Consider the following 24,083-nt stretch of genomic DNA (forward strand, 5'->3'; position numbering starts at 1 on the left):
AAAGAAAGGGGTTTCATTGCATGCGCTCATTTGAGGAACGATTAACGAACCAGCTTGAGGCGACCGCTTCACTCGCCACACTCATTCAACCTTCAACGGATCAACTCCGTTTAGATAAACTCGATAAATTCGCCATGAAACTCCTGAAACGGGAGTTCACGATTGCGTTCGCCGGTCATTTTTCTGCCGGTAAATCCAGTATGATCAATGCTTTGACAGGAGAATCCGTCTTACCGACGAGCCCGATTCCGACGAGCGCAAACATCGTGACGCTTCAGCAAGGTGACACGGATACAGCCATCGTCCATTTTCATGAACAGCCCTCCGTCCGGCTGACAGCAAAAGAACAAGACGAGCACCTTCAGACGCTTGGGAAAAGTGGTGATGTCCGGCAAATCGACTTGACGCATGCCGCTTCTCAGCTTCCGCCAGGCCTCGTCTTGATGGATACACCTGGTGTCGACTCGGTCGACGATGCCCACCGGGTGTCAACAGAGTCAGCGCTTCATTTGGCGGACATCCTGTTCTATGTCATGGACTATAATCATGTCCAATCCGAATTGAATTTCATGGTGACGGACGAACTGCAAGCAGCAGTTCCGGAGTTGTATCTGATCGTCAACCAAATCGATAAACATCGTGATGATGAACTATCCTTTGAGGCGTTCCGCCGCTCGGTCCATGCGTCCTTCGCGGAGCACGGTGTTGTGCCAAAAGGCATCTTCTTTACGAGTTTGCGTGATCCCGCTCATCCGGGAAACGACTTCCAAGAAGTCGAGCAATTGGTGAAACAAAGTATCCGCGACGCACAGCCTAAACTGCTGGCTTCCGCCGCTTTAACGCTCGAAACGTTGCACCAGGAGCATACCACATATCTGGACCGCCTTGTTTCAGAAGCCTTCGAGACGATGACGGAGCAACTGAGTGACGCGGAACGACATGAGCCGGCTACGATTGAGACTGAATTGACCCACGTCTCGCATCAGTTGGAAGCGCGTCAACCGGATCGGTGGGTGCAGACGTTTTCGCTTCACCGGGACCAGCTCTTGAAGAATGCAACGTTGATGCCGTTTGAGCTGCGCGAGAAAATGCGTCGTTTCCTTGAATCCCGGCAGCGTGATTTCAAGGTTGGATTATTCCGTAGCACAAAAAAGACGGAAGCGGCTCAAGCAGAGATTGCACAAGACGTCATGCGTGCCTATCAGACGGTCACGGCGTCTGAGATTTCGCTCCATTTACGTAACTTGATGAAACAGTCGTTACGGGATTTGGGTCTTTTGCAGGATACACATATCGTGACAATTGATCAGCTTTCACTCGACCCGCCGCTTTCCGTACTTGAAAGTGCCCTTCCGAGCGGTATAACGATCACCGGCGAATCGGTGCTCCAGTTTACGAATCGTGTCGCTGAACAAACGCAGGCTTGGTTCGTCAAAGAGACGAACGCATGGCGGGAACGCGTTCGTCAAGAGTTAACGGTGGCTTTCCCGAAAGAACAAGCCGAACTGTTGCAACAGCAAACGCTCCTGCAGCAAAAGTGGGATAGTGTTCAGACCTGGCAACAGGCTACCGCTGCTCTCGTACGCTATGAGAGTAGTGTCGTCAATCCGTCTGAAACGCAACTCGAACAAGCACGGACTCAAGTTACCGTTTGGAAAGAACAATTGGTGCAACAGGAAGCAGCGATCGTTTCCTTTACAGGTTTTAAGTCGGTGACAGAGACAGCTGCCTATGAAGTTGCGCCGACGATGACGGAGCACCAATCCGTCCGTTATGCACCAGAAGACGTAGCTCAAATTCGTCACCTCTTGAATGGGCTACAAGGATTTGAAGAAGCCGTTGCTTATTTAAATGACAAACTAGATCGACTGACACATCAGTCATTCACGATTGCCTTATTCGGTGCCTTCAGCGCTGGAAAATCTTCATTTTGTAATGCCTTGCTCGGAGATAAGGTACTTCCAGTCTCTCCGAATCCGACGACGGCGTCCATCAACCGAATTCATCCCGTTGATGACAACCACGCTCATGGCACGGCAGAGGTCACGTTCAAGTCGGAAGTTGCAATGGTAGAGGATTTAAATGAAGCGATGATGAACACGGTGACGTTTGAGTCAACCGAACAGGCATACGAAATACTGTTGCCACGTGCTACTACGTTGACGGATCCATTCCTTCGCGCATTCTTGAAGGGATTCCCTGACGTCCAAGCGTTCATCGGAACCGTCCAGACCGTTGACGAGGAAGCCTTTAGAGCCTATGTCGCAAAAGAAGAGCGAAGCTGTTTCGTCGATGTCATCGATTTCTACTATGATAGTCCGTTAACACGCCTCGGGGTCACGCTCGTCGATACACCAGGAGCCGATTCAATCAATGCCCGTCATACGGATGTTGCTTTTGATTACATCAAAAATGCCGATGCGATTTTGTTCGTCACCTACTTCAATCACGCCTTTGCTCGGGCGGATCGTGAATTTTTGATTCAACTCGGTCGTGTTAAAGACGCGTTCGAACTCGATAAGATGTTCTTCCTCGTTAACGCGATTGATCTCGCTGCCTCTGATAGCGAACGTCAAGATGTCCTGAACTATGTCGCAACGGAATTGCAACGCTTCGGGATTCACTCACCACGCCTTTACGGAGTCTCAAGTCTACAAGGGCTCGCTGAAAAACAACAAGGACTAACCGAAGCGACATCCGGTTTACCTGTATTCGAGGAAGCATTCCATCACTTCTTAGCAGAGGACTTGACCGGACTCGCTAAAGTTTCCTTATCGGAGCAGACGGAAAAGACCGTCCAGCGACTCGAACGGTTCATTGTTGCAACTGAAGCGAACCTCTTACGAAAAGAAGAACGTTTGACCGAACTGTCTGCCTTAGAACAACAAGTGACGGACCGATTCCAAGAGAATCGCGCCGCTTTGATTGAACCTGCACTGAAAGCGGAAATCCATGAACTGTTACACCATGTCGTACAGCGCATTTACTACCGTTTCCCTGATTTCTTTAAAGAAGCTTACAATCCCGTCCGCTTTGCTCAATCAGCCAAAGCATCAGCACTGCAAGATGCGTTGACAGAACTGTTGACGTTCCTTCGGTTCGATTTTGAGCAGGAACTACGGGTCACACATTTCCGTGTTGATCAATGGCTTGAAGCAGCGTTGATCCGTCGACAGCAAGAAGAGCAACAACTCCTTGAACAATGGAACGAGTCGTTCCAGCTCGCACCTGTTACGGTATCTCGATTGGACGAGATGACCTTCGATGGTCCCTTCCAGGATGCGACACCTTACGTCAGCGTAAAACGCCACTTCCGGAATGCAAAAGCCTTTTTCGAGAAAAACGAGAAGGAACAGTTGAAAGAAGAACTTGCGACGTTAACGAAACAGGATGCACTCACATATACCGCCGTTCAAGAAGAACGATTGCTTGCAGTCGCAACGGCACATCTAAATGTTTCCTTGACGTCTCTTTCAGAGAATCTGTTACGCCAAGCACTTGAACAACTCGAGAGTGAACGTGCGACGTTACAGGAACAAGAGACGCTGACGCCTTATAAACAAGCAGCCAATCAAATCCGTCGTCTGACACAGCACGTCACATCATCTTAAATGATCTAATCAATAAAGGGGCTGACTCAAAAGTCAGTCTCTACAAAGATGAGGGTGGCAGAATGATGATCTGCCATCCTTATCTCGTAACAAAAAGAATGACGCGTCACACGCCACTCCTACAGGAACAAGCGCATTTATGCGCTGTCAGAGACGAACAAGACCCGCTTTCCTGCTTCAACGAATCAGGAAAGCGGGCTTGTGTCTCGCCTGAGGAAAGGGCGTGAAAAGACGCGTCATTCTTTTTTAAGTCAGCCTCTTTATGCTGTATTTTTCATCACCGAGCGGGAGTCGGCCAGTACGATTGAAAATAGTGGACGATGTAGTGGTGCACATGCCGGACGACTGGCCTTATTTCGGTCCCTGCTAGCCGGTTCAAGGATACATCCCATAACATCGGCGGATCGAACGGGATAATCTTGATATCATCGGCATGGTGAAACCGGAGAATCGGTTCCGGTAAGATCGAGATGACGTCAAGTTCCTGCACCATCCCGATCAATAAGTCCCAAGCCCCCGACATAAAGAAAATATTCGGTTCTTGCTGCACCTTACGAAACTCCGACAGGATCTGATGATGCAACATGAAACGATCGTTCAGGATGACGAGTGGTTCATCACCGATATCACGATAGGACAATGCCTCTTTTGCTTGAAAGGGATGATTGGGACGGACCGCGACGACGACCTCGTCTTCAATCAGGCGAAAGCGTTCAATCCCGTAAGATTCGCCGGGTTCAATCAATATCGCCAAGTCCAACTCTTCGAGTAACAGTCGCCGTTTCAGCTCAAATGCCCCTTCTTCGATGATTTCTAGCTCGATTCCGGGATGTTCCGCCATGAACTTCGGAATGAGTTGCGAAAATAAAACTGGTAAGATGACCGGTGGGATCCCAAGTCGGACTTTTCCTCGGACGACGCTCGATCGTTCGCGGAGATGCCCCATCAATTCGTGATGTCGGGATAAGACATCTTTCGCGTCCTCATACAATTGTCGACCGGTTTCCGATAATCCTGTTAACCGTCCATTTTTACGAATGAACAGTTCCACTTGTTCGATCTGTTCGAAATCCCGAATCATTTGGCTAAGCGCCGGTTGGGAGATTGATAACTGTTTTGAGGCACGCGTTAAATTGTATCCTTGCTCGACGATCGTCGTAAAAAAGAGTAACTGTCGAATATCCATCTACATTTCTCCTTACTCATCAAACCAGCGATTTTTTTTGAAAAACAAAACCATTCCTAGTGCGAGCAGTGCCATTGCTCCTAACGTCACGAAATAACCATACCGGGTCGTTAGTTCTGGCATATGTGCGAAGTTCATGCCGTATATTGCAGCAATGAACGTCAAGGGCATGAAAATCGTCGTAAATAGTGGAAACAATCTTCAACCGCCAGCGGATGGAAATCAAAAACCTCAATCAATTTTTGCTTCTCTGCGTCTGTCGGTTGATTAAAATCAACGAAGAACCATTTGATGCCCGACTCCTGTGTTCGAACTATATCATTGGTCAAAATGATCGCATCGTTCGCGTCAATCAATATACAACGAATCAACTTTCTCTTCCCCTTTTTCTATGTAAGCGTACTACATTATTTCGAATGCAACAAAAAAAGGATTCCAGAAACGAAATCCTTTTTCTTATAGCGTATCAACCATGTTCAATATAAAAACCGCTCCAGTAAACTTGACGATACGTAAACTCTTTACCGCTTTTCGTCGTCACAAGCATCTCATCTTCTGCCATGACAGCGATTTTAACCGGCACTTCCCCATGATCCGTCAGATAGTTCAGAATCTCGAGATGACGATTCAGCCACAGGCGACGGCGGAACCAACGAAAACGACTAAATGCTGCACTAAAATGGAGTAAGGCGAGCGCTAGGATGATCAAGGCAAACGGAAGTGGAATATCGAACAGGGCAATCAAATAGACATCTGCGATGAGCAGGGATAACGAGAGACCCATTTCCGTCATCTCCATGAAAGATGCTTTATAGGTCGCAAAGTACGTCATCACGCGAAACAGGAAGATAATCGTGAAGTATGGTACGAAATACATTTGAAACACATGGTCCGTGCCGCTGTTAACGAACATGAACAGTGGCAGGAAGAATAGCAATTTCCAGATTAGGATGGCGGAATAAAATAAAGTATGATCCGTGTAGCGTTTGCGTACGATGGCTTGACTCATATTCATTGCCTTCCCCTCCTTCATGATGGACCGTTTCAAAGTCGATGATGACAGGACATGATGCCTATAAGGGTATGTTTCCGAATTCAACTGTTTCTAATCATCTAAATCACAGTTTATAGAAACTGTATATTTAGTATACGTCACGATCCGTTGAATGGTTCGCTTTCCCCATCATTTCCCATCATTCGATGTGCCCCCTTCTTCGAACCTGCTCTTGCTAGTCGCCCGGACCTTCTACTGCTACAATATAAGATATTCCAATTGAACAGAATCGAGTTGAATTTTTCATGTACACCCATATCATCATCGGTGCCGGAATCCTTGGTGCCTCGACAGCCTATCATTTATCGAAGGCTGGTGAACGTGTCTTACTCGTCGACCGAAAAGAACCCGGTCGCGCTTCACATGCGGCAGCGGGCATCATCTGTCCATGGATGACACAACGACGCAATCAGGCATGGTACAAATTAGCGAATAACGGCGCGCATTACTATAAGACATTGATTCCTGAACTGGAAGCACTCGGTGAAACAAGTACAGGCTATCAACAGGTCGGAACGATCGCCTTACACGAAACATCCAAAATCGAGAAGATGGAGACGATTGCGCATAATCGGTTCCCGAAAGCTCCTGCCATCGAACGCATCGAGCGGCTCGATCAAGAGCGCGTCAAATCGCTCTTCCCGCTCGTCGAACAGATCGAAGATGCTTTATTCGTTTCTGGCGGTGCCCGTGTCGATGGACGTGCCTTATGTGCCGCTATGATCCGTGGGGCTGTCGAACATGGTGCGACCGTACTGGAAGGAGATGCTTCTCTTCTCCTAGACAAAGGAACCGTCACCGGAATTACGATCGATGATGAATCGTATTCGGCAGAACACTTCATTTTAACGGCGGGCGTCTGGTTGAACGACCTCCTTCGTCCGCTTAATCTTAAAATTGATTTGCATCCGGAGAAGGGACAAATCCTTCAACTCGACTTGACCGATTCAACGTCAACGGACTGGCCCGTCATCATGGGTCAGCGCGGGTTGTACCTGGTCTCGATCCATGAAGGGAAACTGATCGTCGGTTCAACGCATGAAAAACAGACCGACTATGATTTGAAACCGACCGTCAAGGGCATGCATGCCTTATTGAACCGAGCCCTGCCTGTCTTACCAAGTCTCGAAGAGACGACGATTGATGAACTGCGTATCGGCTTACGTCCCTATACGAAAAATTCGTTACCTGTGATCGGTCCTCTTCGGGATCATCCAAACGTGTTTTTAGCGAACGGACTCGGTGCATCCGGTTTGACGATCGGACCGTATCTCGGTAGCCAACTAGCGAAACTTGCGTGTCACCAAACGCCTGATATTGAATGGACGACGTATGAACCGACTTACGTATCACTCGAATCCTGACTACATTTCGTTGAAAGGAAGTACACCATTGTCTAAGAAACCTGTCGTTTCTCTTGATTTATTCAACGCTTTAGATTTACGTGTCGGTACGATCCTTTCCATCACAGACTTCGCAGACGGAACGGTTCAGTTTGAACTTCAATTCGATGGATTCACGCGTCATTTTTCACTCATGTGGGACTCTCTTCGCCCAGATGTCCATGAATTGCTTGGAAAACAAGCAATCGCCGTGTTAAATATACCCGGTCGTATCCCTGAAGAATCCGGTCGGTTGCTTGAGATCGGGCGAGCAGAACAATGGATGCCGATTCTCGCCGTACCGGAACACCCGATTCCGGAAGGGGCTCGTGTCGAGTAATATCAATCTTATTTATAAAAAACACTCCCGTATGCCACTTCTAAATGGAAGCTTACATACGGGAGTGTTTTGCTTAGCAAAGCATCCGCCTATTACATTTTTTCTAGATAGTGTACGCTAAATCGTTCATCGGCATCCATCCAGCAGTTGACCGGATGGAACCCACTTTGACGGGCAAGTGTCTCAAACTCTTCTTTACTATATTTATAGGAGTTTTCCGTATGAATCGTTTCTCCTTGTTTAAATGGAACAGTCACGTCGCCCACTTGGACGAGCTGATCCAACTGACTCCGAAGATGCATCTCAATGCGTCCTTTTTCCTCATTATAAAACGCATCGTGTTCAAAACGGGTGATATCGAACGTTCCATCGAGCATCTGGTTCAGATGCGTCAACATATTCAAGTTGAACGCTGCCGTGACACCTGCTGCATCGTTATAGGCACGTTCAAGGACATCGGTCGACTTTTTCAGATCGACGCCAATCAAAAACCCGTCGCCGGTCTCTAGAATCCGCGAAGAATGACGTAAGAAACGCATCGCTTCCTCCGGTTCAAAGTTCCCGATCGTCGAACCCGGGAAAAAGATGACCCGTTTTTGCGCTTCTTCGACCGGTAAAGAAATCGATTGCGAGTAATCCCCACAAACCGCTTTGATATGGAGCGCCGGATACCGTTCAGAGAGTTGGCGCGCGGACTCCATTAAAAAGTCTTTCGAAATATCGATTGGCATATAGGTATCTAGATGTGTGAACGTCTCAAGCAACATCTGGATTTTACGGCTGCTCCCGCTACCATATTCGATTAGCGTATGCACATCGCCAATACTGCGGGCAATTTCAGCCCGGTGATTTTCCAAAATGGCGAGTTCCGTCCGCGTCGGATAGTATTCCGGTTGTTGCGTGATCTGTTCGAACAACTGGGATCCGATGTGATCATAAAAATATTTCGCCGGTAAGACTTTCTGCTCTTGCATCAGACCGTCGATGACCTCTAAGCGCATGTTTTGTTGCGGCGTATATAAATCGTAACCGATCACTGTCTCACGCATCACATGTCACCTGCCAATCGGAAGCCGCCGAATAACCAGCGTTTATCAGGTGGGAAGAAGTTCCGATACGTCTCGCGAATATGATCGTCCGGCGTCACGCAAGCACCGCCACGTAACACCATCTGATTACACATGAACTTCGCGTTGTATTCGCCGAGTGCCCCCTCAAGCGGTTTACTACCGGGGTACGAACTATACGGACTAGACGTCCATTCCCAGACGTTTCCGAACATACTTGCAAGCGTCGTCTCCGATGCTTCGACTGCAACAGGATGGAACGTACCGCTTCCCATCATATTTCGCTTCGTTACGGAATCGACTTGGCGAGAAGCCCATTCCCATTCCGCTTCTGTCGGCAATCGTTTTCCTTTGTAACGACTATACGCATCCGCCTCATAAAAGCTGACATGACAGACCGGTTCGTCCAGTCGAAGGGGTTCGACACCATTCATCGTAAAGATCGTCCACTCCCCCGCGTCATCCTTCATCCAATATAATGGCGCTTTCCAGCCTTCCTTTTGGACAGTCGCGTAGCCATCCGACAACCAATACTCCGATTTTTCATAGCCCCCTGCTTCAATGAACGCCAAATATTCCCCGTTCGTGACAGGACGCGTCGCTAGTTCAAATGGATGAAGCCATGTTTTGTGTCGTGGACTTTCGTTATCAAACGCAAAACCGGCGCCCGTATGCCCAATCTCGACGAGCCCTTCCTCGAACTGGATAAAGGATGGTTCTTTCATCGCTTGTTCCGATGACGTTGCCGTCGCCTTAGATTGATAAGCAGGTAAGAGCGGGTTCGTAAAAAAGTTATATTTTACGTCCATCAAGATCAATTCCTGATGCTGTTGCTCATGTTGAAGTCCCATTTCAACTAACGCTTCCACTTTCCGCTGGTCTTCCGGATTCCGTTCTGCTTTCAAGAACTCGACCATTTGTCCATCGACATATGCCCGGTACGCAATGATATCCTCGACCGTCGGCCGTGATAACATACCCCGTTGCTGCCGGGGTTGATAGGGACCGATCGAGTTGTAGTAAGAATTGAATAGGTAATTGTATTTCGGATGGAAGACTTGATAGCCCTCATGATATTCTTGTAAAATCATCCGTTCAAAAAACCAGGTCGTATGGGCGATGTGCCATTTGGGTGGACTCACGTCCGAACTGGCTTGAATGACAAAATCCTCTGCTTCGAGCGGTTCAATCAAGGCAATTGTTTGATTCCGAACGGTGGCGAATTTTTCGATTAAGTACGATGTCGTTTCAAATAGCATGTCAATCACTCCCTATCCAAAATATTCCGAATTTTTGGTCCATAAGGTATCTACCCTTTTGATGGAAGAATTATGCTGATGAAATAAAAAAATCCGCTCCGTTAAGAGCGGACCCGACTGTTTTAAAATACTTTATCACCGTTAAAGATCGAGTTCTTGACGACGACGTAGTCGACCGTCCGAATCGCCTGAAGTTTGTTTCCACCCGCATAGGAGATGGCAGACTGTAAATCCTGCTCCATCTCGATCAACGTATCAGTAAGACTTCCTTTATGTTCGACGAACATCTTCTTGCCTTCGACGTTCTTGCGTTCCCCTTTTTGGAACTCAGATGCCGAGCCGAAATATTCCTTGACGAGCACCCCATCCACTTCATGTGTCTCACCAGGAGATTCCTCATGTCCTGCGAAGAGTGAACCGATCATGACCATCGAAGCACCGAAACGGACGGACTTCGCAATATCTCCGTGCGTCCGAATCCCGCCGTCAGCAATGATCGGTTTGCTCGCCGCTTTCGCACACCAGCGCAGTGCTGCGAGTTGCCAACCACCCGTACCGAATCCTGTCTTAATCTTCGTGATACACACTTTCCCCGGTCCGATACCAACCTTCGTTGCATCTGCTCCCGCGTTTTCGAGTTCACGCACCGCTTCCGGTGTCCCGACGTTCCCCGCGATGACGAAACTTGCTGGTAAAAGTGACTTGATGTGACGGATCATCTGAATGACGGCTTCCGAATGACCGTGTGCGATATCAATCGTGATGTATTCCGGAGTCAGCCCCTCTGCCGCGAACTGTTCGATCAGCTGATATTCTTCTTCCTTGACGCCGACACTGATTGAAGCGAACAGTTGACGTTCTTGCATCTTGCGCACGAACGCCAGACGACGTGCTGGTTCAAATCGATGCATGATATAGAAATAATCGTTTTCTGCTAAGAACAACGCAATCGATTCATCAATGATCGTTTGCATGTTCGCCGGTACGACTGGAAGTTTAAAACGACGCCCTCCGAATTCAACCGACGTATCGCATTCTGATCGGCTACCGACAATTGATTTTGCCGGAATTAATTGAATATCTTCATAATCGAATACTACATCCATGAATAACACCTCTAATTACGAATATTTTTAAATATAATAGCGATAATCATTCGCCCCTTGACTACTATAACGAACTGCATTTACGCTGTCAAAGAAATTTTCGTATTTCCAAGGTTTTTCACGCACTTTTATAGTTCAAGATAAAATAATGTTCGGTTTTTACTGATTTTGTTGTTTCAAATCAGTTAACCAATGCTCTTCCCATTCGAAATAGCTCGTTGCCTCTGATTCCTCGAACACTTGATCGGGATAAGGGAGGGCGAGAGGCGGACGATTCTGTTTCGGAAAATAAGCCAGTTGTTTCGATTCCCCATCAATCGCTTCGAGCGTTCCCCCGACTACCTCACATTCAAATAACGTCGCCGCGTATTCAACTTCGTTTCCGTCGGGATAGGTCAAACGAAACGCCTCTCCACCGAATACCGCAATCAGGCGGATTGGTCGGACGAAGAGGCCCGTTTCTTCATACACTTCGCGAATGACCGCTTGCGCAGGAGATTCTCCTAGTTCAATCGCCCCGGCTGGTAAACTCCAAAACGGTCCCCCCGGATCTTGGAAGAGGATGTGACCCGTTTCGTTTCGAATGATTGCCGCGACGCATGGTGTGAAGAGACGTTGCGTCCCGACTGCTCGACGCAGATTGGCATAATAATCAGAGATTGGCATGACGTGACACCTTTCTGTCTTCTTTTAATAGGGCAAACAAAATAAAATCTTCCCAGGCACCATTGATGAAAAGATTTTCTTTCGCAATCCCTTCTTGACGAAAGCCGACTTTTTCAAGAACACGGATCGATCCGATGTTCGCCGGCATGACTTCTGCACGGATACGATGGAACTGTTGAACATCAAATAGATGGTCAACGAACAACCCGACCGCTTCGGCCATATACCCTTTTCCACCATAAGCGGCATCTAACTGATAACCGATCATACATGTCTCGGCTGGTCCACGATGAACAAACATCGCCGAAACGTCTCCGATCAACTGATCGGTCTCTGATAAAAAAACACCGTAGACATAATACGCATCGTTTTGCATCAATGCAAGGTGCCGCCGGATCCTGTCTTGTTGACCTTCTATTGTATATTGCTCCGGCGCCGGTTTGATCGGCATCCAGTACTCAAATAATTCGCGATTACGGCGGTTGACATCAAGAATCGCTTCGGCATCGTCTAACGTGTAGGGTCGAATGTAAACTGAGCTCATTTCATCGTCCTCCAACTCTCTAAATCTTTATTTCAAGAAGTTTGTGTGTTTCATTATCTTTTTAGCGGGAAACAATATAGTAGTTTATTACAATACAGTGACAGCAGATTACAGAAAAATGCTGTTGAAAAGGAGTGACCTATGTACTCAGACATGGATTTACTTGATCAAATCAAATTGCGCGATCCGCAAGCATTGGAACGTTTATATGATCGATACGAAAAGACACTCTTTTTATTATTCCGTCGGACGCAGGCTTCGGAAGCCCTCGTTCAATCCGCTTTAACCCAGTTGTTTCGGACCGTTTGGGAGCAGCCGGCACTTCATCCGAATTTTCAAGGTTTCATCCTGCAGGCAGTGCGTCAGTTGATGCAACATAAAGAACGAGTCCCAACAAGGTAAATCGTCCAACTATTCCTTTCGACACCTGCCTGTTCATCCCTCTTCCAAGTTAAAACATTCAAAGGAGAACAGCTTCGTTTGTTCTTTTTTTGTTTTGTCCTTTCTTTTTCAATCCGGGCATGCTATATTATTAAGTAATTATTGTTGTTCGGTGGAGATACGAAGTGTTTCACTTTATATTCGATGAAATTGATCACGGTAGTAATAATCAGTGTGCCAGTCACACGCAGGAGGCAATACACATGGAACAAGGTAAAGTAAAATGGTTTAACGCAGAAAAAGGATTCGGCTTCATCGAGCGCGAAAGCGGAGACGACGTATTCGTACACTTCTCAGCAATCCAATCTGAAGGTTTCAAATCACTTGACGAAGGTCAAGAGGTTTCTTTCGAAGTTGAAGAAGGTCAACGCGGACCACAAGCAACTAACGTTGTAAAACTTTAATTTCGTTTAGACCCTGCTCCGGCAGGGTCTTTTTTTATGTCCAAATATGCTACACTGACGATTCATGAAGAAAGGAGTTTTGAAATGACACTCGAAGAAACGATGCACCAGCTTCAAGAGGCCATACTACAAGGGGAGTTGACACGAGTCGCCACTTTCTTGTCACCGGAATTCACATTCATCGACGCCTTGGGTCGGTCGTTTGACGCCGAGACGTACCTCGATCATTACGTCGATCCAGAAAATATCCGTTGGTTATCACGCACCGATGACTTCTCATACATCGACCACTTCGAAGGTACAGCGATTCAGTACAGTTTGACAGAGGATCGCTTTGAATATGGTACGACGCAGTACGTCGGTCGTTTCCGTGTCATATCGGTCTATCGTTCGACTAGCGCTGGCTGGAAATGGCACTTTGGTCAATTGACATCTCTTGATCCGTCATAACGGATTCAGGGATGTTTTTTATTTTTCATTTTTCCATTCATCAACAGTTGGAATTGCTTCTCTTTTTTCATTCCGTTACACTGAATGGGTACATATTTTCTGAAAATTCAAGAAGGAGTGTTCATCATGACGGTCTATAACTTTTCAGCCGGTCCGGCAGTCCTTCCCGCCTCGGTCTTGCTGAAAGCTCAATCTGAACTACTGGCATACGAAGACTCCGGACAGTCTGTCCTCGAAATGAGTCATCGTTCGCCGATCTTTGAGTCGATTCGTGACGCCGCTGAGCAATCCATTCGAAGATTAATGTCGATTCCAGATAGCTACTCGGTACTCTTTCTCCAAGGAGGCGCAAGTCTGCAGTTCTCGATGTTACCTCAGAATCTAGCGACGCAGACGGGACGGGTTGATTTTATCGATACCGGCGGCTGGTCGAAGAAAGCCGTCGCTGATGCGAAACAGTATGCGACGGTCGACGTCCTTGCCTCTTCCGCCGATCAAGGCTATCGCTTCATTCCGGACGGTCCCTTTTCATCATCTGCTGATTATTTGCACATCACATGGAACAATACGTTGGAGGGTACGACATTCCCTACCGTACCACGTGTCGGGGTACCACTCGTCGCCGACATTTCTTCTTCAATCCTGTCGGAACCGATGACTGTTGAAGATTTTGACGTGTTGTATGCAGGTGCGCAAAAAAATCTCGGCGTCGCCGGTATGACAGTCGTCATCATCAAGAATGATCTGCTTGATCGTGTACCTGATACGATCGGTGCATACTTACGGTATGACATCCATGCGAAACACCGGTCGCTGTATAATACACCGCCAACCTTCAGTCTTTATATGACGAAACTGGTCCTTGAATGGATCGAACAGACGGGTCTTGAAACGATCACGAAACGAAATGCGGCACAAGCCACCTTATTATATGAAGCAATCGATCAATCGACTGTTTTTCATAACGCCGTCGCCGTCCGAGATCGGAGTCGGATGAATATCCCGTTCTCGACAGGATCTGAGGCGGAAGACACCGTCTTCTTAGCATTCGCCGAACGTCACGACCTCATTAACCTTGCCGGACACCGCTCAATTGGCGGGATGCGTGCGAGTCTCTATAACGCCATGCCGACTGAAGGGGTCGAAGCACTGATCGACATCCTGCACCGTTTTGAACAGGGGGAACGTTAAATGTATCAAGTCCAATTATGGAACGACTTATCAGATAAAGGATTAAAACGATTTACGGAAGACTATCACGTTCAGCGCGAGGCAGATCATCCAGATGCTTTTCTCGTCCGCAGCAAGGATTTACACGATATGCGTTTTCCGGACAGTCTCAAAGCTGTCGCCCGCGCTGGTGTCGGTGTCAATACGATTCCACTCGATCAACTCGCCAACCGTGGCATTCCGGTCTTTTCGACGCCCGGTGCCAACGCCAACGCCGTCAAGGAACTGGTCATCGGGAGCTTATTCCTGACGGCGCGCAAGCTTGTTCCAAGTCTGCTTTGGACGAGTAATTTACGCGGTCCGGATATCCCCGAACGAATCGAAGCGAATAAAAAACAGTTCGTCGGTACCGAATTGCTTGGAAAACGGATCGGTATCGTCGGGCTTGGGGCAATCGGTGCAAGCTTAGCCAATACCCTTCACGAACTCGGAATGACCGTTACAGGGTACGACCCGCACATGTCCGTCGAATCGGCATGGCGCGTCTCGAATCAGATTCACCGGGCGACACAACTCGAAGAATTGCTCGCGACAAGTGACTATATTACATTACACCTGCCGCTCGTCGACGCGACGACCGGTTTGCTGGATGCTGCGCTCCTCTCGAAGATGAAACACGGTGCGACGCTTTTGAACTTCTCACGCGGAGAGCTCGTCGATGAACAGGCACTTGCCGATGTCCTACGTTCGGGTCGCCTTGCTAATTACGTAACGGATTTTCCGAATGCGTTCATCTTGTCACTTCCACGGGTCATCCCGTTACCACACATCGGTGCTTCGACGAGTGAAGCTGAGGAAAACTGCGCCATCATGGCTGTCGATCAATTACGTCTGTTCCTTGAAACAGGAAACATCCGCAATGCCGTCAATTTCCCGGCAGTCGAGTTACCCTTCACTGGAAAACGGCGGATTACGATTGCCCACCATAACATTCCGAACATGGTCGGGCAAATCGCTTCCGTGTTAGCGCAAGAGTCAATCAATATCGCAAACATGATCAACGGAAGTAAAGATGCAATCGCCTACACGATCATCGATATCGACAATCACGCGGATGAGACCATTTCACTGGATCGACTGAATCAGATTCCCGGTGTCTTAAAAACACGCCTACTTTAAAAGGAGTGAACCCCATGCCAACGTTCGAGCCCTTCGCGGCGTTACGTCCAGAACCAAAATATGCAGCAGACTTTTCCGCCTTACCTTATGATGTCTATTCTCGTGAAGAAGCACGCACCGAAATCCGGCGGCACCCGCTGTCTTTTTTGCGCATTGACAAGGCGGAAGCAACACTCCCTTCTTTGATCGCCGATGATGACGCACGCGTCTATCAACAAGCGAAACTTGCTTTTGAAGAGAGCCAGGCAAACGGTATCCTACAGCTGGATACGGACGAGACGTATTACATCTATCAATTGTCAGATGGGACACATACGCAATCCGGTTTCGTTGGTTGTGTTGCCGTCAGTGATTACGAGATGAACCATATCCGGAAACATGAATTCACCCGCCCTGACAAAGAGCGTGATCGCATCCGTCATGTCGAACAGTTAGAAGCTCACACCGGACCGATTTTACTTGCCCATCAAACGGATGCCCAGCTGCAAGAAACCGTGACGGTGATAACTGCCGGTGATCCTCTGTATGATTTTACTGTCGATGGAATCACGCACCGCATTTTCAAAGTCGTCGATCGCCAACATCTGCTGACGATCGGGAGCCAGTTCGCACGTCACGACGCCCTTTATATCGCCGATGGTCACCATCGCGCCGCAGCTGCAGCCATCGCTGCCAGTCGGACGGATCAGGAAGAGGCACAACGTTTTCTCGGTGTCTCGTTCCCGCAGGACGAATTACGTATCCTCGGATACCATCGTGTCGTCGAAGACCTATATGGTCAATCCGTCGTTGATTTCCTCGAACGCCTAGCGCATCGGTTTACGATTACGAAAGGACGTGCCGAGCAGACAGAGAAGCATCAAATCGAGATGTATCTCAATCGACAGTGGTATACGCTGACCTTTGTTTCTGAACGAACAGGAACGAAGGCAAACCTAGACGTCTCGATTCTTCAGGAAGAGCTACTGACGCCGTTACTCGGTATTGAAGATCCTCGGACGGACGCCCGCATCCAGTTCGTCGGTGGTCATAAGGGACATGCCGGTCTCGAACAAATCGTCGACGCAGGACACGCCGCTGTCGCCTTCCACTTGCACCCGACATCGATCGAAGACTTGATGGCGGTTGCGGATGCTGGTGAAGTGATGCCGCCCAAATCGACTTGGTTCGAACCGAAACTTCGAAGCGGGTTATTGATCCATCCGTTTCATACCTAAAGCCATATGTAACAAACAGACAAGTCGTGGACGAGAGCATGTTCACGACTTGTCTGTTTGTAGTGAGGTTTTCTTATACCCGTTTTAATAGAACAGTCGACAAAGACGGTATGCGAACAGTTCCCGATAATGTTTCTTCATCGCCTAAAAGATTCTCGAAACCACCTTCTAATGACAACGATTGTGTTCCGTCACTTACATTGACTGCGAGTAGATAGACTCGATCGCCCTGACGTCGCTCGACGACTAGGAGTTGTTTCGTTTCATCCGCCAACTGAACATGATACGTTCCGTCATTTGCTAAACCCGGATGCTCTTTTCGAAGTGAGATCAAACGGGCAACATAATCAAACAGTTCACGATCCTGCTTCGTCTCATCCCACTCCATACAAGCACGGTTGGCAGGGTCTTGTCCTCCGGTCATCCCGATCTCATCACCATAGTAAATGACGGGTGTTCCCGGGAACGTCAACAACGTAAAGAAGAGCAACTTCATCCGATCGGTATTCCCTTTCGCTCGTGTCAAAGCACGCGGCGTATCGTGAGAGCCGATTAAATTAAACATCACTTCATTGACATTTTGAGAATGCCAGTTCAGATTCCGGCTGACCGCGTTCGAGAAATCACGGACCGACGTCTCGCCTGTTGCAAAACAGGTCAGGAAACTTTCTGTCAGACCATAGTTCATGACGGCGTCGAATTGATCGCCGAGTAACCACGGTTGTGAATCCGTCCAGCATTCGCCGACGATATAACATGTACCGTTTGCGGCACGCACTTCCTTTCGAAACTCTCGCCAAAACGCATGATCGACTTCACTTGCGACATCAAGTCGCCAGCCATCGATTCCGAATTCCTCAACCCAGTAACGACCGACATGCAGCAAGTACTTTTTCACGTCCGGATGAGCGGTATTTAATTTCGGCATGTTCCGTTCGAACGCAAATACTTCATAATTTGGGACCGACGGATCAACCGGGAAGGAATCAATCGTGAACCAGTCTGCATACTGCGAATCCTGTCCCTTTTCTAAGACATCCTGAAAAGCGGGATGATCTTCACTGATGTGATTGAACACGGCATCGAGCAGGAGACGTATTCCATTTTGATGAAGCACTTCAATCATTCTCCGAAACGTCTTTTCATCACCAAAAGCCGGATCTAGTTTTAAATAATCCAGGGTATCATACTTGTGATTCGACGGAGCATCGAAGACCGGACAAAAATAGACACCTGTGACGCCCAGTCGTTTCAGATAATCGACATGATTAATGACTCCTTGAAAATCCCCACCAAAGAAGTTCTGAAAAGCCGGCGCTTCACTCCCCCACGCCTTCGTTCCTGCAGGATCGTTCGTCGGGTCGCCATTGGCAAAACGTTCCGGGAAAATTTGATACCAGACCGTATCCTTTACCCAGTCCGGTGTATCGAAGACATCCGTCGCATGGACGTACGGTACTGAAAAGTAGTATCCCGGGTGATCGAGTGGGGCTTCGTCATACCAGCCACGTTCGGTTAAAACGGCTGTTGAGTCCCCATGGACCTCAAACCCATACCGGACCCGTTTTCGCTCGGGTTGAATCGCGACGAACCAGTAATCATAGGTAGCATCACTTCCGTTATGATGCATCGGCGTCCGCCGTACCTTCCACGATTTCTCTTTATCCGGATCAAAATTCCAGTCACGGTCCTCTTCCTTTTCTGCTTCCCATTCGTAAGGATCCCCATGAATCAATTCAACTTCTTTAATATCGTCTTTGGCCGTCATAAGACGGACGTGGACGGTTTCTGCATCGTATGCATATACGAATGGCGATAACGCTCGATGAACCGCACCTGCCTTATTCAAATCGTTTCACTCTCCCTTAGATTGTTGTATATCTATTCCGTAAGGTTCCTCTCTTTTTCTTCCCTTAAACGTTTCGACCGAAAATCACCAGTTCCTCGACTTTTTAGTTCAGTCTGTCAGGTAGTTTAAGGTATACTGATAACGCATAGGAAATCATGAATTTCTGACATTACGGAAAGAGAGTGGATACGAAATGGGTCGTAAATGGAATAACATCAAGGAAAAAAAGGCATCGAAAGACAAGAACACGAGCCGGATTTATGCGAAGTTCGGTCGTGAGATTTATGTAGCGGCAAAACAAGGTGAACCGGATCCGGAATCGAACCAAGCACTGAAGGTCGTGTTAGAACGGGCTAAAACATATAACGTTCCCCGTGCGATCGTCGATCGTGCGATTGAAAAAGCGAAAGGTGGCGCAGAAGAAAACTATGATGTGCTGCGTTATGAAGGATTCGGACCGAGCGGTTCGATGGTCATCGTCGAGACGTTAACGAACAACGTCAACCGGACAGCTTCTGACGTCCGGGCTGCGTTCGGTAAAAACGGTGGGAACATGGGCGTTAGTGGATCCGTCGCTTATATGTTCGATGCGACGGCTATCTTTGCTTTCGAGGGCAAATCAGCAGATGACGTCCTCGAGTTGATGATGGAGGCTGATCTCGATGTCCGTGACATCCTCGAAGAAGACGAGTCCGTCATCATTTATGCCGAACCGGAACAGTTCCATGCTGTGCAAGAAGCGTTAAAAGCTGCCGGTATTACGGAATTTTCGCTTGCTGAGCTCGTCATGCTGGCACAGAACGAAGTGGCATTGTCTGAGGACGACGTCGCGCAATTCGAGAAGATGATTGACGCGCTTGAAGACTTGGAAGATGTACAGCAGGTTTATCACAACGTTGAATTATAAACAACTACAAAAGGGACGGATGGTTACGACCATCCGTCCCTTTTTGTCTTTCATTCTGCATCGGTTAACGCCCCAAAAGGTCACGCACCGTCTGTAACTAGCATACGATATGAAACGCGTTTCATAACAAGCACAAAAAAAGATTCATTTCGAATGTTTGATTCTTCAATTTAATGGGAATAGTAATATTCGGTGCTTCATTATAAGTACTTTAGTTTTAAGATACAAAGGGAGGGATGAACGATGACATATTCTTTAATCGAAACATTTAAACACATCGTCAGCGAGGCGACACGGTTCAAGCGCGTTGATTTCGGTGGTTATGATATTTTTATGCAATCCGCGGACGGTCGTACGATTACAGCCCATATCCGTTACGATGGTGGAGGAACAGATTTCAATGAGGCGTATCTTGTACTTGAATCAAGCACTGGGCAACGCCGGACGACGACATTAACGCTTTATCAGTTTGAACATCTTTCTTCCTATACGGCACACAGTGAACGGACACATGCCCTTGTCACGACAAGTGCTTAAATAAACTTAAACGGGGCTGACTTAAGAGTCAGTTTCTACACAGATAAGGGTGGCAGAATGATGATCTGCCACCCTTATCTCGTAAAAAAGAATGACTCATTACACGCCACTCCTACAGGAAAAAGCGCATTTTTGCGCTGTCAGAGACAAACAAGACCCGCTTTCCTGCTTGAACGAAGCAGGAAAACTGGCTTGTGTCTCGCCTGAGGAAAGGGCGTGAAAAGACGAGTCATTCTTTTTTCAGTCAGCCCCGTTATTTTTATTGGTCTTCTTCTTGTTCTAATCGTTCCAATTCTGCATGGGTCTGCGGAAATCCGTTTGCCTGCCAATCCGCTCGCTGGATTGAGTCGAGTTGTGTCAGTCCGACTTCCTGCGGATCCTGTTTGGCATCCACACTCGGTCGATGTGCGAGATCCTCCGCTTCTGTTTTTCGTTGTTGGTATTGCTGATAAGCGATGGTTCCGACGACGGCCAATCCCCCTAAAATAACACCTGTCTTAAATGTTGCACGCATGAAAATTCCCCCTCTGAAGTTCCTGTAATGGACTCTTGAATCATGTACCCGCCTTACACGATTTTGAATCCTCGACCCGAAAAAACGGTCCGTTCTTGAAAAAACCTAAAAAAATTTTCCTCTTGATTCCACCGTGTTCCTACATATTTAATAATCACAGTCCAAAATCGCCTCATCCCTTATTCTTCAACGCTTCACGTCATGCAAGAAAGAGGGAGATACGCTATACTTGATTCAGAAACACCTTCGATGAACAAAATGATTCGTGTCTTTTACTGGACAGTTCCAGGCTTTATCGGCTTGAGTTCGCGTCCCTTTTTCATTTTTGTTCATCGCTAGTTTAAAGGAGGGAATTTCGTGTCCGTGATGCACGGGGCAATCTTACTGCCCATATTCATTAGTCTTTTTATTCCGCTTCTCGCGAAACGCCTTCCGCGCATTCATACCGGTTGGTTCGTACTCATCGTACCTGTACTTCTTGTTTCGTACTTCAGTCAGTTTCTATCGGGAACGATGTCGGGAGAGATATTCACAGCACGTATGCCATGGATTCCATCACTCGGAATCGATTTCGTCACGTATCTCGACGGACTCGGTCTACTGTTTGCCCTACTGATTACAGGTATCGGTTCCTTAGTCGTCCTGTATTCGATTTTCTACTTGGATGCAAAGAAGGAATCGCTTGGTACGTTTTATGTCTATCTGTTGATGTTCATGACAGCCATGCTTGGCGTCGTTCTATCGGATAACATGGTCGTCCTCTACTTGTTCTGGGAACTGACATCGATTTCGTCCTTCCTATTGATTGCGTACTGGTATGAACGTGAACGCTCTCGATATGGGGCACAGAAATCGATGCTCATCACCGTCTTCGGCGGACTGTCGATGCTTGGCGGAATTGCGATTCTTTCGACCCTGAGTGGATCGTTCAGTATTCGTGATACCTATGCTTCACTTGAAACCATTCAAGGCGAACCGTTCTTCCATGTGGCGCTCGTCATGTTCTTGCTTGCGGCATTCACGAAATCGGCTCAGTTCCCGTTTCATATCTGGTTGCCGGATGCGATGGAAGCACCGACACCCGTCAGTGCTTACTTACACTCGGCGACGATGGTTAAAGCGGGACTTTATCTCGTGGCACGGTTCAGTCCGATTTTTGCCGATCAATCTCTCTGGTTTTATCTCGTCTCATCTGTCGGAATATTCACCTTATTCTGGGGGTCACTGAATGCGATTAAACAAACCGATTTAAAAGGGATTCTCGCCTATTCGACGATTTCCCAACTCGGACTCATCATGTCGCTTCTTGGACTCGGTGCTGCCGCTCTATACGTTGATGCGTTAGACGATGAGCTCTATACGATTGCAACCGTCGCCGCCATCTTCCATTTGATAAATCACGCAACATTCAAAGGTAGCTTGTTCATGATGGCAGGTATCGTTGATCATGAGACCGGAACACGCGATATCCGAAAACTTGGTGGTCTCGCACAACTGATGCCGATTTCGATGACGATTGCGATGATTGGCACACTCTCGATGGCGGGTATCCCACCGTTCAACGGTTTCTTAAGTAAAGAAATGTTCTTGACGGGCGTTCTTGAAGTATCTGGTGCAGACTTGCTGCACTTACCGACGTACGGGTGGATCATCCCGGTTCTTGCTGTCGTCGGAAGTATCTTTACGTTCATCTACAGCATCATGATCGTTCGCCGGACCTTCTTTGGTAAACGTAAAGACGATCAGCTTCCGCAAACACCACATGAGGCACCGATCGGGATGTTGATTCCTCCGCTCGTTCTCGTCTCACTCGTCATCCTCATCGGGCTTTTCCCGAATCTGTTGTCGGAGACGTTGATTCGTCCTGCCGTCGAATCGATTTTACCGCAGGTCGTCGCAGCAGGTGGAGCGATTGATGTACACATTTCGATGTGGCACGGGTTCAATACCGAATTTTATCTGACTGTGCTCATCATCACAGCGGGACTTGTCTTGTATAAGACCCTGCCGCGCTGGCAATCGTTATATAACCGGATGCCGCAGGCTGTATCGCTCAATCATCAATACGATGCTCTGTTACGTCGAGGAGAGCGGACATCGATGCAAATTCACGATGCCGTCATGACGGGTTATATGCGGTCCTATCTCGTCTATATCTTCGGATTCATCGTGATTCTGATTTTAACGGCATTATATGGATTCGATGCGTTCCGATTCGCCGTCGACCCTATCAGTTCGGTCCATGTATACGAAATCATCTTAGTCCTCGTGCTTGTCTCGAGTGCACTTTCGATCACGTTCGCCCGTTCACGTCTGACATCGATCATTTTACTCGGTGTGACGGGATATACGGTCGCTCTGTTCTTCGTTCTGTTCCGGGCTCCAGACCTCGCCTTGACACAACTCGTCATCGAGACGGTATCTGTCGCTTTATTCCTGCTCGTCTTTTATCGACTGCCGGAAATCAGTCGCAAGGAAGAACGGATTCCGTTCAAGCTTGGGAACGCCTTGATTTCTGCGCTCGTCGGATTAACCGTGACACTTGTAGCCCTTGCGTCTCTTAGTCAGCGGTCGTTTAAATCGATTGCGCAGTATTATATCGATAACGTCGCAGATCTTGCCGCAGGTGGAAACATGGTCAACGTCATCCTCGTCGACTTCCGGGGCTTTGATACGTTATTCGAGATTGCGGTCCTCTCACTTGCAGGAATCGGAATCTATACGATGATTAAATTCAGACGTTCAGGAGGGATTGATAAATGAAAAAGCCGGCCAAAAAAAATACGAATGATGTCATCTTAGAGTCGGCGACCTCTTTTATTACGTTCGTCATCTTTTTGTTCGCGGTCTATCTATTCTTCGCCGGGCACTATACGCCCGGCGGCGGATTCATCGGCGGTCTCGTCACGGCATCTGCGCTCGTCTTGATCTTACTTGCTTACGATATCAAGACCTTACGCCGGATCCTACCGTTTGATTACAAATGGATCACGGCACTCGGCATGTTGATCGCCGTATTGACGGCATCAGGGTCACTGTTATTCAACGTACCGTTCTTCACCCACGCCCATGCTTATTTCAATCTGCCGTTGTTCGGAAAAACATCTCTTCATACGGCGATGTTATTCGACCTTGGTGTCTATCTTGTCGTCGTCGGTGTGACGATGACCATTATCCAAACGATTGGGGAGAGTGATTAA

General features: G+C 47.9%; 22 protein-coding genes and 1 pseudogene. 13 read left to right on the plus strand and 10 right to left on the minus strand.

What is annotated here, in order from left to right; translation table 11 throughout:
• Window positions 1-20 precede the first annotated feature (20 nt).
• Window positions 21-3,611, plus strand: a complete 3,591-nt coding sequence (locus ACRPK8_RS12280; protein WP_432238469.1) for a dynamin family protein — start codon at window positions 21-23, stop codon at window positions 3,609-3,611.
• A gap of 277 nt (window positions 3,612-3,888) precedes the next feature.
• Here ACRPK8_RS12280 and ACRPK8_RS12285 read toward each other — a convergent pair whose 3' ends face one another.
• From ACRPK8_RS12285 to ACRPK8_RS12295, 3 genes and pseudogenes are all read right to left on the minus strand, one after another.
• On the minus strand, window positions 3,889-4,797 hold the full coding sequence (locus ACRPK8_RS12285) for a LysR family transcriptional regulator (protein ID WP_432238470.1): 909 nt from the start codon (window positions 4,795-4,797) through the stop codon (window positions 3,889-3,891).
• Between the two features lie 12 nt (window positions 4,798-4,809).
• A pseudogene (locus ACRPK8_RS12290) lies at window positions 4,810-4,986 on the minus strand (CorA family divalent cation transporter); the annotation flags it as partial.
• Window positions 4,987-5,263: 277 nt separating this feature from the next.
• Entirely contained in the window at window positions 5,264-5,812 is a 549-nt protein-coding gene (locus ACRPK8_RS12295) for a hypothetical protein (protein ID WP_432238471.1), read from the minus strand.
• Window positions 5,813-6,096: 284 nt separating this feature from the next.
• On the opposite strand from ACRPK8_RS12295, the gene ACRPK8_RS12300 reads away from it, so the two are divergent.
• Both ACRPK8_RS12300 and ACRPK8_RS12305 read left to right on the plus strand, forming a co-directional pair.
• Window positions 6,097-7,215, plus strand: coding sequence for an NAD(P)/FAD-dependent oxidoreductase (locus tag ACRPK8_RS12300; RefSeq protein WP_432238472.1), 1,119 nt, complete (start codon window positions 6,097-6,099; stop codon window positions 7,213-7,215).
• A 28-nt stretch (window positions 7,216-7,243) separates the two neighbouring features.
• Window positions 7,244-7,573, plus strand: coding sequence for a hypothetical protein (locus tag ACRPK8_RS12305; RefSeq protein WP_432238473.1), 330 nt, complete (start codon window positions 7,244-7,246; stop codon window positions 7,571-7,573).
• A gap of 92 nt (window positions 7,574-7,665) precedes the next feature.
• On the opposite strand, the gene egtD is transcribed toward ACRPK8_RS12305, so the two are convergent.
• The 5 genes from egtD to ACRPK8_RS12330 form a co-directional block, all read right to left on the minus strand.
• Window positions 7,666-8,622: an L-histidine N(alpha)-methyltransferase gene (egtD, locus tag ACRPK8_RS12310; protein WP_432238474.1), complete on the minus strand. Its 957-nt coding sequence runs from the start codon at window positions 8,620-8,622 to the stop codon at window positions 7,666-7,668.
• Window positions 8,622-9,899, minus strand: coding sequence for an ergothioneine biosynthesis protein EgtB (egtB, locus tag ACRPK8_RS12315; RefSeq protein WP_432238475.1), 1,278 nt, complete (start codon window positions 9,897-9,899; stop codon window positions 8,622-8,624). The genes egtD and egtB overlap by 1 nt, the downstream gene beginning before the upstream one ends.
• A 122-nt stretch (window positions 9,900-10,021) precedes the next feature.
• Complete coding sequence (gene guaC, locus ACRPK8_RS12320; RefSeq protein WP_432238476.1) at window positions 10,022-11,005, minus strand: GMP reductase; 984 nt, start codon at window positions 11,003-11,005, stop codon at window positions 10,022-10,024.
• Window positions 11,006-11,164: 159 nt separating this feature from the next.
• Window positions 11,165-11,671 carry an NUDIX domain-containing protein gene (locus ACRPK8_RS12325; protein ID WP_432238477.1) on the minus strand — a complete coding sequence of 169 codons (507 nt, stop codon included), beginning with the start codon at window positions 11,669-11,671 and terminating at the stop codon, window positions 11,165-11,167.
• The gene (locus ACRPK8_RS12330; RefSeq protein WP_432238478.1) at window positions 11,658-12,215 is read right to left on the minus strand and encodes a GNAT family N-acetyltransferase; all 558 of its coding nucleotides are present in this window, start codon (window positions 12,213-12,215) and stop codon (window positions 11,658-11,660) included. The genes ACRPK8_RS12325 and ACRPK8_RS12330 overlap by 14 nt, the downstream gene beginning before the upstream one ends.
• 153 nt (window positions 12,216-12,368) lie before the next feature.
• Here ACRPK8_RS12330 and ACRPK8_RS12335 point away from each other — a divergent pair, with 153 nt between their 5' ends.
• From ACRPK8_RS12335 to ACRPK8_RS12360, 6 genes are all read left to right on the plus strand, one after another.
• Window positions 12,369-12,617, plus strand: a complete 249-nt coding sequence (locus ACRPK8_RS12335; protein WP_432238479.1) for a hypothetical protein — start codon at window positions 12,369-12,371, stop codon at window positions 12,615-12,617.
• A 242-nt stretch (window positions 12,618-12,859) separates the two neighbouring features.
• Window positions 12,860-13,060 carry a cold-shock protein gene (locus tag ACRPK8_RS12340; RefSeq protein ID WP_023468529.1) on the plus strand — a complete coding sequence of 67 codons (201 nt, stop codon included), beginning with the start codon at window positions 12,860-12,862 and terminating at the stop codon, window positions 13,058-13,060.
• 84 nt (window positions 13,061-13,144) lie between these two features.
• Window positions 13,145-13,510, plus strand: coding sequence for a DUF4440 domain-containing protein (locus ACRPK8_RS12345; RefSeq protein ID WP_432238480.1), 366 nt, complete (start codon window positions 13,145-13,147; stop codon window positions 13,508-13,510).
• A gap of 126 nt (window positions 13,511-13,636) precedes the next feature.
• A complete protein-coding gene (serC, locus tag ACRPK8_RS12350; RefSeq protein ID WP_432238481.1) occupies window positions 13,637-14,701 on the plus strand; it encodes a 3-phosphoserine/phosphohydroxythreonine transaminase in 1,065 nt (354 codons plus the stop codon).
• Window positions 14,702-15,859 carry a phosphoglycerate dehydrogenase gene (locus tag ACRPK8_RS12355; RefSeq protein ID WP_432238482.1) on the plus strand — a complete coding sequence of 386 codons (1,158 nt, stop codon included), beginning with the start codon at window positions 14,702-14,704 and terminating at the stop codon, window positions 15,857-15,859. It begins immediately after the preceding gene.
• Between the two features lie 14 nt (window positions 15,860-15,873).
• Window positions 15,874-17,076 (plus strand): DUF1015 domain-containing protein, encoded by a 1,203-nt coding sequence (locus ACRPK8_RS12360; RefSeq protein ID WP_432238483.1) that lies wholly within the window; start codon window positions 15,874-15,876, stop codon window positions 17,074-17,076.
• 73 nt (window positions 17,077-17,149) lie between these two features.
• Here the strand turns inward: ACRPK8_RS12360 and ACRPK8_RS12365 are convergent, their stop codons facing one another.
• Complete coding sequence (locus ACRPK8_RS12365; RefSeq protein ID WP_432238484.1) at window positions 17,150-18,925, minus strand: glycoside hydrolase family 13 protein; 1,776 nt, start codon at window positions 18,923-18,925, stop codon at window positions 17,150-17,152.
• 193 nt (window positions 18,926-19,118) lie between these two features.
• On the opposite strand from ACRPK8_RS12365, the gene ACRPK8_RS12370 reads away from it, so the two are divergent.
• Entirely contained in the window at window positions 19,119-19,832 is a 714-nt protein-coding gene (locus ACRPK8_RS12370; RefSeq protein ID WP_432238485.1) for a YebC/PmpR family DNA-binding transcriptional regulator, read from the plus strand.
• A gap of 243 nt (window positions 19,833-20,075) precedes the next feature.
• Complete coding sequence (locus ACRPK8_RS12375) at window positions 20,076-20,369, plus strand: hypothetical protein (protein ID WP_432238486.1); 294 nt, start codon at window positions 20,076-20,078, stop codon at window positions 20,367-20,369.
• A gap of 259 nt (window positions 20,370-20,628) precedes the next feature.
• Here ACRPK8_RS12375 and ACRPK8_RS12380 read toward each other — a convergent pair whose 3' ends face one another.
• Window positions 20,629-20,883: a hypothetical protein gene (locus ACRPK8_RS12380; protein WP_432238487.1), complete on the minus strand. Its 255-nt coding sequence runs from the start codon at window positions 20,881-20,883 to the stop codon at window positions 20,629-20,631.
• Between the two features lie 357 nt (window positions 20,884-21,240).
• On the opposite strand from ACRPK8_RS12380, the gene ACRPK8_RS12385 reads away from it, so the two are divergent.
• Entirely contained in the window at window positions 21,241-23,646 is a 2,406-nt protein-coding gene (locus ACRPK8_RS12385; protein ID WP_432238488.1) for a Na+/H+ antiporter subunit A, read from the plus strand.
• Window positions 23,643-24,083 carry a Na(+)/H(+) antiporter subunit B gene (locus tag ACRPK8_RS12390; protein ID WP_432238489.1) on the plus strand — a complete coding sequence of 147 codons (441 nt, stop codon included), beginning with the start codon at window positions 23,643-23,645 and terminating at the stop codon, window positions 24,081-24,083. The genes ACRPK8_RS12385 and ACRPK8_RS12390 overlap by 4 nt, the downstream gene beginning before the upstream one ends.

This window comes from Exiguobacterium sp. TDN 0502 (assembly GCF_050846835.1).
Classification (GTDB): domain Bacteria; phylum Bacillota; class Bacilli; order Exiguobacteriales; family Exiguobacteriaceae; genus Exiguobacterium_A.

Bases quoted from the DNA above. Each gene is read 5' to 3' on its own strand.
- ACRPK8_RS12280 (WP_432238469.1), top strand. From the start codon at position 21: ATGCGCTCATTTGAGGAACGATTAACGAACCAGCTTGAGGCGACCGCT.
- ACRPK8_RS12285 (WP_432238470.1), bottom strand. From the start codon at position 4,797: ATGGATATTCGACAGTTACTCTTTTTTACGACGATCGTCGAGCAAGGA.
- ACRPK8_RS12295 (WP_432238471.1), bottom strand. From the start codon at position 5,812: ATGAATATGAGTCAAGCCATCGTACGCAAACGCTACACGGATCATACT.
- ACRPK8_RS12300 (WP_432238472.1), top strand. From the start codon at position 6,097: ATGTACACCCATATCATCATCGGTGCCGGAATCCTTGGTGCCTCGACA.
- egtD (WP_432238474.1), bottom strand. From the start codon at position 8,622: ATGCGTGAGACAGTGATCGGTTACGATTTATATACGCCGCAACAAAAC.
- egtB (WP_432238475.1), bottom strand. From the start codon at position 9,899: ATGCTATTTGAAACGACATCGTACTTAATCGAAAAATTCGCCACCGTT.
- guaC (WP_432238476.1), bottom strand. From the start codon at position 11,005: ATGGATGTAGTATTCGATTATGAAGATATTCAATTAATTCCGGCAAAA.
- ACRPK8_RS12325 (WP_432238477.1), bottom strand. From the start codon at position 11,671: ATGCCAATCTCTGATTATTATGCCAATCTGCGTCGAGCAGTCGGGACG.
- ACRPK8_RS12330 (WP_432238478.1), bottom strand. From the start codon at position 12,215: ATGAGCTCAGTTTACATTCGACCCTACACGTTAGACGATGCCGAAGCG.
- ACRPK8_RS12335 (WP_432238479.1), top strand. From the start codon at position 12,369: ATGGATTTACTTGATCAAATCAAATTGCGCGATCCGCAAGCATTGGAA.
- ACRPK8_RS12340 (WP_023468529.1), top strand. From the start codon at position 12,860: ATGGAACAAGGTAAAGTAAAATGGTTTAACGCAGAAAAAGGATTCGGC.
- ACRPK8_RS12345 (WP_432238480.1), top strand. From the start codon at position 13,145: ATGACACTCGAAGAAACGATGCACCAGCTTCAAGAGGCCATACTACAA.
- serC (WP_432238481.1), top strand. From the start codon at position 13,637: ATGACGGTCTATAACTTTTCAGCCGGTCCGGCAGTCCTTCCCGCCTCG.
- ACRPK8_RS12355 (WP_432238482.1), top strand. From the start codon at position 14,702: ATGTATCAAGTCCAATTATGGAACGACTTATCAGATAAAGGATTAAAA.
- ACRPK8_RS12360 (WP_432238483.1), top strand. From the start codon at position 15,874: ATGCCAACGTTCGAGCCCTTCGCGGCGTTACGTCCAGAACCAAAATAT.
- ACRPK8_RS12370 (WP_432238485.1), top strand. From the start codon at position 19,119: ATGGGTCGTAAATGGAATAACATCAAGGAAAAAAAGGCATCGAAAGAC.
- ACRPK8_RS12375 (WP_432238486.1), top strand. From the start codon at position 20,076: ATGACATATTCTTTAATCGAAACATTTAAACACATCGTCAGCGAGGCG.
- ACRPK8_RS12380 (WP_432238487.1), bottom strand. From the start codon at position 20,883: ATGCGTGCAACATTTAAGACAGGTGTTATTTTAGGGGGATTGGCCGTC.
- ACRPK8_RS12390 (WP_432238489.1), top strand. From the start codon at position 23,643: ATGAAAAAGCCGGCCAAAAAAAATACGAATGATGTCATCTTAGAGTCG.